General features: G+C 60.1%; 4 protein-coding genes. 3 read left to right on the top strand and 1 reads right to left on the bottom strand.

Annotation, left to right across the window (positions count from 1 at the left end):
• Positions 1-639 (top strand): nucleotide sugar dehydrogenase (locus AC1DX3_RS24030; RefSeq protein ID WP_476991896.1); only part of this gene is annotated, 639 nt, incomplete at its 5' end.
• Positions 640-655: 16 nt separating this feature from the next.
• Here AC1DX3_RS24030 and AC1DX3_RS24025 read toward each other — a convergent pair.
• Positions 656-4555: a beta strand repeat-containing protein gene (locus AC1DX3_RS24025; RefSeq protein WP_476991895.1), complete on the bottom strand. Its 3900-nt coding sequence runs from the start codon at positions 4553-4555 to the stop codon at positions 656-658.
• 226 nt (positions 4556-4781) lie between these two features.
• Between AC1DX3_RS24025 and AC1DX3_RS24020 the strand changes: the two genes are divergently transcribed.
• Positions 4782-5867: a helix-turn-helix domain-containing protein gene (locus AC1DX3_RS24020; RefSeq protein ID WP_476991894.1), complete on the top strand. Its 1086-nt coding sequence runs from the start codon at positions 4782-4784 to the stop codon at positions 5865-5867.
• A 74-nt stretch (positions 5868-5941) separates the two neighbouring features.
• Complete coding sequence (locus AC1DX3_RS24015) at positions 5942-7027, top strand: PepSY-associated TM helix domain-containing protein (RefSeq protein WP_476991893.1); 1086 nt, start codon at positions 5942-5944, stop codon at positions 7025-7027.
• Positions 7028-7507 lie beyond the last annotated feature (480 nt).

The following is a 7507-nucleotide window of genomic DNA, read 5'->3' as shown; positions in this document are numbered from 1 at the left end:
GAAGCCGTCGGCGCCAATGTCCAGGAAGTCGCCCGCGGCATCGGCCTCGACAACCGCATCGGCACCAAGTTCCTCCACGCCGGTCCCGGCTACGGCGGTTCGTGCTTCCCCAAGGATACCCTGGCCCTGGTCAAGACGGCCCAGGACTTCGATGCGCCGATCCAGCTGATCGAGGCCACCGTCGCCATCAATGACGCGCGCAAGTCGAAAATGACCCAGAAGGTCGTCAAGGCGGTCGGCGGCAGCGTCGCCGGCAAAACGATCTGCGTCCTGGGCCTGACCTTCAAGCCCGAGACCGACGACATGCGCGACAGCCCCGCCATCACCATTGTCGAGGAGCTGGTCGCCGCCGGCGCCACGGTCCAGGCCTATGACCCTGAAGGCATGGACAATGCCAAACATGTCCTGCCGCCGATCACCTACAGCACCGGACCTTACGAAGCCGCCGAGGGCGCCGACGCCGTTGTCATCGTCACCGAATGGAACGAGTTCCGCGCGCTCAACCTCGACCGCATCAAGAATGCCGTCAAGGGCAAGGTCCTCGTCGACCTGCGCAACATCTACCGCAAGGAAGAGGTCGCACGCCACGGCTTCAGCTACTACTGCATCGGAAGACCGGCAGAACAGATCGCAGAATAAGACTCGGCGGCCACCTTCACCAGACGATATGGCTGAGGAAGGTGGCGTCCGTCGCGATCGTATTGGCAACAGTGACGATATTGCCGCCACCAAAGTCGATGGTCGCGTCACTGCCCACCTGAGCGATAATCGCGGTCGCTTGAGCATGGTAGGCGTTGACATTGATGGTGTCGCCCTGGACGGCCGAGAAATCGGTAATGGTGTCGGCGCCGCTGGCGGTCGAGAAGACAAAGACGTCCGCGCCGCCATTGCCCGTCAACATATCATGGCCATAGCCGCCGTTCAGCTTGTTGATACCGCTATTACCGATCAGGATATTGTCGCTGCCATTGCCGGTGCCGTTGATCGTCGAGGCGCCAGTCAAGGTCAGGGCTTCGACGAAATAGCCGGCGAGCGTAAAGGTGACCGAAGAATAGACGATGTCATTGCCCTGCCCGGCCGTTTCCTTGACCACGTCACCGACATTGTCGACGTAGAAGGTGTCGTCACCGGTGCCACCCGACATCGTGTCGGCGCCGGCACCGCCATCGAGAATGTCCATGCCCGCCCCTCCGTTCAGGACGTCTGTTCCGACCATCCCGAGCAGGGTGTTGTTGCCTGCATTACCGTTCAGCGTGTTGTCCTGGCTATTGCCGGTCGCATTGATATTGGCGGCGCCTGTCAGGGTCAGAGTCTCGACAAAGGTTCCGCTCAGGCCGAAGGTGACCGAAGACAGGATGATATCGCTGCCCTGGCCCGTGAGCTCCTTGGCGATGTCGCCGATATTGTCGACCGTGAAGGTGTCGTCGCCTAGCCCGCCCGACATGGTATCGACGCCGGTACCGCCATCGATCATGTCATTGCCGGCGCCGCCATTCAACACGTCGTCGCCGCCCAGGCTTTTCAGGACATTGTCGCCGCTGTTGCCGTTCAGCGTATTGTCCTTGCTGTTGCCGGTGGCGTCGATATTGGCGGCATCGGTCAGGGTCAGGGTTTCAACGATGCGGCCGGACAGGGTATAATCGACCGAAGCCAGAATGGTGTCGGTGCCCTGGTCGGCTGTCTCGACGACATTGTCGTTGACGTCGTCGACATAGTAGATGTCGTTGCCCAACCCGCCGGTCATAGTGTCGGCCCCGCCTTCGCCATCGAGGCTGTTATTGCCGTCATTGCCGGCCAGGCCGTTGGCGAGATCATTCCCATAAGCGTTGATATGGGTCGAGCCCGTCAGGCGAATGTTTTCTATGAAACTTTCGAGGCCGAAACTGACCGAGGCCATCACCGTGTCAACGCCGCCGTCATCCACGCCGCCGATAAGATTTTCCCGTGCCACGTCGCCGACATTGTCGACCATATAGGTGTCGTTGCCGGCGCCGCCATACATGGTGTCGGCACCCAGCCCGCCGTCGAGGACGTCATTACCGCCCGTGTAACTGATAAGACCGTTATCGAGCGCATTACCGGTAGCCGTCAGGCCGCTTGAGACACCCCACAGGGCAAGATCCTCGACATTGTCCGTCAAGGTATAGGATATCAGGCTGCGGACGCTGTCGTGGCCTTCGCCGGCATATTCGGTAACGAGATCGCCGGCATTATCCACGATAAATGCGTCGTTGCCAGCGCCACCCAACAGGGTGTCCACGCCGACGCCGCCATCGATGATGTCGTTGCCGCCGCCCCCGGTCAGCGTATTGCTACCGCTGTTGCCCGTGAGGTTATTGTTGAGAGCATTGCCGTAGGCGTTGATATCGCCGCTACCCCCGAGCGACAGATTTTCGACGTCTGCGCCCGCCATGTTCCATGTCGCGTAGGCAGTCACCGTATCAATACCGTTACCCACGACCTCAATGATAATGTCAGAGGAATTGTCGACCGTATAACCGTCATTCCCGGCGCCGCCATCCGTCGTGTCGATACCGCCATTGCCGCTGAGGTAATTGTCCCCGCTGGTGCCGATAATGACATTATCCAGTGCGTTGCCATAGCCCTGCACAAAGCCACCCACACTGGTCAGGGTCAGGTTTTCGACATCGCTCGTCAGGGTGTAGGTCGTCAGCGACGAAATGACCGTGTCCGTCCCGCCACCGGGCGCTTCCACGACAATGTCCGTAACGTCATCGACATAGTAGGTATCGTTGCCGGCGCCACCGACCAGGGTATCAGCACCGGCGCCGCCGTTTAAACTGTTATTGCCGCTGTTGCCGGTGAGCGTATTGTCGAGTGCATTGCCGGTGCCGTCGATATTGCCCGTGCCCGTCAGGGTCAGGTTTTCGATATGAGCCCCCAGCGCATAGCTAAACCCCACCTGCACCGTGTCGGTCCCGCCGTCATCCGTGCCGGCGACGGTCTCTTCGGAGACGATATCGCCGGCACTGTCGACGACATAGGTATCGTTGCCGGTCCCGCCGTATAGATTGTCCAGTCCCGCACCGCCATCCAGCGTGTCGTTGCCATCCATGCCGATAATCGTATTGACGCCGCCATTGCCGGTGATGGCGTTGTCGAGAGCATTGCCGGTGCCGGTTACAGCAGCCGTCAGCAGCATATTTTCGACATTGGCTTCGAGGATATGGTCGACCGACGACCAGACGATATCGACGCCCTCATTGGCCTTTTCAAAGACGATATCGAAGAAGTTATCGACCGTATAAGTGTCATTGCCGTAGCCACCCCACATCAGGTCGCCACCAGTGCCGCCGTTCATCACATCGTCGCCGGCCGTGCCGAAAAGTTGCTGACTACCGGCCGTCGTGACGGCGGGTGCGTAGGTCTTGCGCATAATGTCATAGCCGCCATCGACCGTCGGGCTGTCCCAGGTGACCACAAAGCCACCATTGGCAAGCGCGGTAACATCGGGAGCGCCCTGACCGCCGGCCGTCGTGGTATTGACCAGGGTCTCGTCACCGATGCGATGGCTGAGGGCATCGTAGCGCTGCATATAGATGCCCGAGCTGTCGCCGTCCTGGGCAAGGCTTTCCCAGAGAATGACGAAGCCGCCATCGCTGAGCGCGGTTATGGAGGCGTTCGATTGGACGTCTGTGGTCGTGGTATTGACGACGATTTCCGAGCCGTAATTATGGAAGGTCAGCGGCGCGGTGTTGAACCGCTGCATCAGGACCCCGCCGGTGCTGGCGTCATAGCCGTTCCAGATCACGACATAGGTGCCATCGTTGAGCAGGGCCATATCGGAATTGGTCTGATCGCCTTCGGTGGCTGTATTGACGCGGAACTCGGTCCCCGCCTTGGCGCCATTATTGCTGTAGCGCTGGGCATAGATGCCGCGGCCGGAGCCGTCCTGGCCGTCGCTGGTCCAACTAACGACCCAGCCGCCGTCGGCGAGTCCGATCGCCGACGATTCGTACTGACCGCCGGCCGTGGTGGTATTGACGGCCAGTTCGCCGCCCACCTTGGCGCCGTTGGCAGCGTAATGCTGACAATAGACGCCGTCTGAACTACCGTCCTGCAGAAAGCTCGACCAGCTGATGACATAGCCGCCGTCCGTCAGCTTGGCGACTGACGGGTAACCTTGCGTCAGGGCCGTAAAGGTATTGACCTGTGTTTCGCCGCCGATCTTGACGCCGTTACTATTGTAGAGCTGCGAAAATACGCCCGTGTCGTCGCTGTTAGCCAGATCACTTTGCCAAACTATGACATAGTTGCCGCCGGTCAGGCCGGTGACGCTTGGACTGTCCTGCGAGTAGAGGACCGTAGTGTTGACGCGGGTTTCAACGCCAACCTTGTTGCCGGCCGCATTATAGCGTTGTGAATAGATGCCGTAATGCTGGGCCCAGTCGAACATATATTCGTCTTGGGCGTAGCTTTGCCAGACGATGACATAACTGCCATCCGCCATCGTGGTCGTAACAGGGGACGATTGTTCGTTGTCGATCGTGGTATTGACGCGCGTTTCGACGCCGACGGTGAGAATGCTGGTCATGATGAGCTCCATCTTGCCGTGGAGCCGGCCCCGCCAGTTCTGTCGGGCAAATTATCCGGCGAAATCTATCACTCGCACCTTCAACTTCAACGCGTTGAGCGTATCAATTACATGGTTGATTGTCTCAGCATGATGGGTTTTTGTTTAACCACGGACGTGCTACGGTTACCGGCACGCGTTGAGACTGTGCGGGTTCCCCTTCACATTCTACCGGCTCAACGCGTCCATGACCTCTCCGTCGCCCCCTCTCCTGCCGTATTTCGAGATTCGCTCAGCCGACGGCGACGGCGGCGCCGGTTTCGCGTCGGTCATAGACACGCTCGATCCGCTTTATGACTGCCATTTCGACCGCACGTTCGAAGACAGCGTGGATATCGCCCTGCAAACCTATCTGATGGGTCCGCTGATTTTTGGCCGCACAGCAGGGCGGAGAAAGGGCGAGACAAACGGCACCGGCGGGCTCGATTTTGCCTATTCACGCAACAACCGCAAGATCGCCGAGACAACACTCGATGTTATCGTCATCGACGTCGTCATCGATGGCGGCGATGTCGGCCTCAGCGATGACAATGACGATGTGGCGCGCCCCGGTGATATCTTCATCCAGGACATGACGCGGCCGTTTCATATTCAGACGCGGGCGCATGCCAGCCTGCACCTGGCCATACCCAGGAATCTGTTCCAGCGCAGCGATACCGACATGGCCACGCTGCACGGCAAGATCATCCGCGGCCAATCGGTCCCCGGCGCCCTTATCAGATCTCATCTAAGCACCCTCTGGGATCGGGCGTACGATATCCGCCCGGAAGACGCCGGCGGCGTTGCACGCAGTACCCTCGATCTGGTCACAGGCCTCAGCCTGCCCAGCGCCGCCCGGCCGGAAGAAACCGAAGCCATCGCCGGCGCCTGCGTCTTTACGCTGAAGCGCTTTATCGACCGACACCTGGCCAGTTCGGATCTGGGGCCTGTTCTGTTATGCCAACAGTTCGGCCTGTCGCGTGCGGCACTTTACCGCCTGTTCGCGCCGCTGGGCGGGGTCGCCGACCACATCCGCGGCCGCCGCCTGCGCCGTGTGTGTGACGACCTGGCCAATCCCGTCCATCTCCATCGCAATATCAGCGAGATCGCCTATGGCTGGGGGTTCAACGACCTTTCGGCCTTTGCGCGCGCCTTCAAGGTTGAGTTCGGCATGACGCCGCGCGAGGTCCGCGACCTGGCGTCAGCACCTTCGCACTGGCGCCAGGACGGCAAAACCCTTCCCGCCGGAGCGCATGCCTTTCCGCAATGGTTGCAGCAGTTGGACGGACTGTAGAGATTGTCGCGGCCGCACCAGCGGATGGCCCAAAGGCGACAGACTGCGCACAATAATACTTTTAGCGTCGTGTCATGCCGATAAAGCTGATCCACCGTTATCTCAGTCTCGTTTTTGCCGCCCTGTGGCTGTTGCAGGCGGCGACCGGCGTGCTGATCGTGTTCCGCTGGGACATTGATGATGCCGGCGTAGCGGGGGCGCATCGACCGTTCGATGCCGATGCGGTGGGCGCCCGGCTGGACGCCATGACGGCGCAACCCGATATTTCGGTCAGTTCCATGTGGTCGGCCAACGGAGCCGCCAACCGCTTCGATGTCTTTTACAGCGACCACGGCAAGGACCGTACCCTGCGCATCGACGGCCAGGGCAAGGATTTGCGCGACCGTAGCAATGAGGGTTTGGGCCAGGGCAATATTTTCGACCGGCTCAGCGACCTGCACATGGCCCTGATGTTGGGTGACGCCGGGCGCTGGTTCATCGGTTTGAGTGGCATCCTGTTGCTGACCAATTTGAGCCTCGGCCTCAAGATGGCCTGGCCGCGCCTCGGACAATGGCTGAAGGCGCTGCGTCTTCCCGCCGGCAAGGCGCCCGTGGCATTGATCTATGGCTGGCACCGCATGCTGGGCCTATGGCTGGTCGTGCCGGCCATGGTGACCGTTATCGCCGGCATCATCCTCGCCTATGACGATCCGATCGCCAGTCTGTTCAAGGCCGGCGTGCCCGAACCCGTCGCTGCCCCACCGGCCACGACACCGGTCAAACCTTCAGTCGCTCTGAAGGCTGGACTGGCCGCCTTCCCTGGCGCCACCGTGTCGGGCTTTTCGTTGCCAGGTGACAATCCGTGGTATCGTGTCCGCCTGCATGCGAAAGGCGAAATGCCGCGCATCTGGGGCATGACGACCGTTTTTGTCAGCGCCGCTAACGGTCAGGTTTTGAGCGCCTATGATGCGCGCCAAGCTCATGCCCCGGCCCGTTTCCTGCTCGATGTCGCCTACCCCCTGCATACCGGCCAGATCGCCGGACCGGCCGGGCGTATCGTCCAACTGATCCTTGGATTGTGGCTGATGGCCATGATCGGCTTGGGACTAAGCCTATGGTGGACACGCCGGCAGATGGCACAGCAAAAAGTCCAGACCCCAAAAGATTCGCCCAAATCGTAAGGGCTTGGAGCAACGGTGCCGGTTCGTCCCAAGGCGTGCGCGGCTATCCGCGCGGTGCCAATGGCCGCATTCGGAGTAGATGTGGCCGGATTCGAAGATAACCGGCGCTCCGAATAGGGATGCACGGCTATTGTATCCGGCAATATATTACCTCACAACTGGATGGCAGGGCTTGTGGTTCGCCGCCGACGACAAGGTCATAAAAGCGCCACTCACAGCCAGCCGCATGCCATTCGGAGTGTCGGTTTTTCCTCAATAAGGCCACATCTACTCCGATTGTCATCGGCAGCAATTGCGGGCCCCGGTTTCCAATGACATTTTAAGGTCCTGCGGGGCAGCGTCGTCATGATGCGACGCAATATGTTTCCATGTATATGCCTGGTCTTTGGAGACTTCCGGGCGCGACTCTTTGGCAACAGGCACTTGGGTTTCCACGCCGGGCGGCCCGAATAGAACAGTTAAAGACCTGTGCAAAATACT

The organism is Asticcacaulis sp. P2_B1, assembly GCF_056404915.1.
The sequence above is the reverse complement of the archived record's forward strand: the minus strand, read 5'-3'. Positions and strand labels throughout refer to the sequence as shown.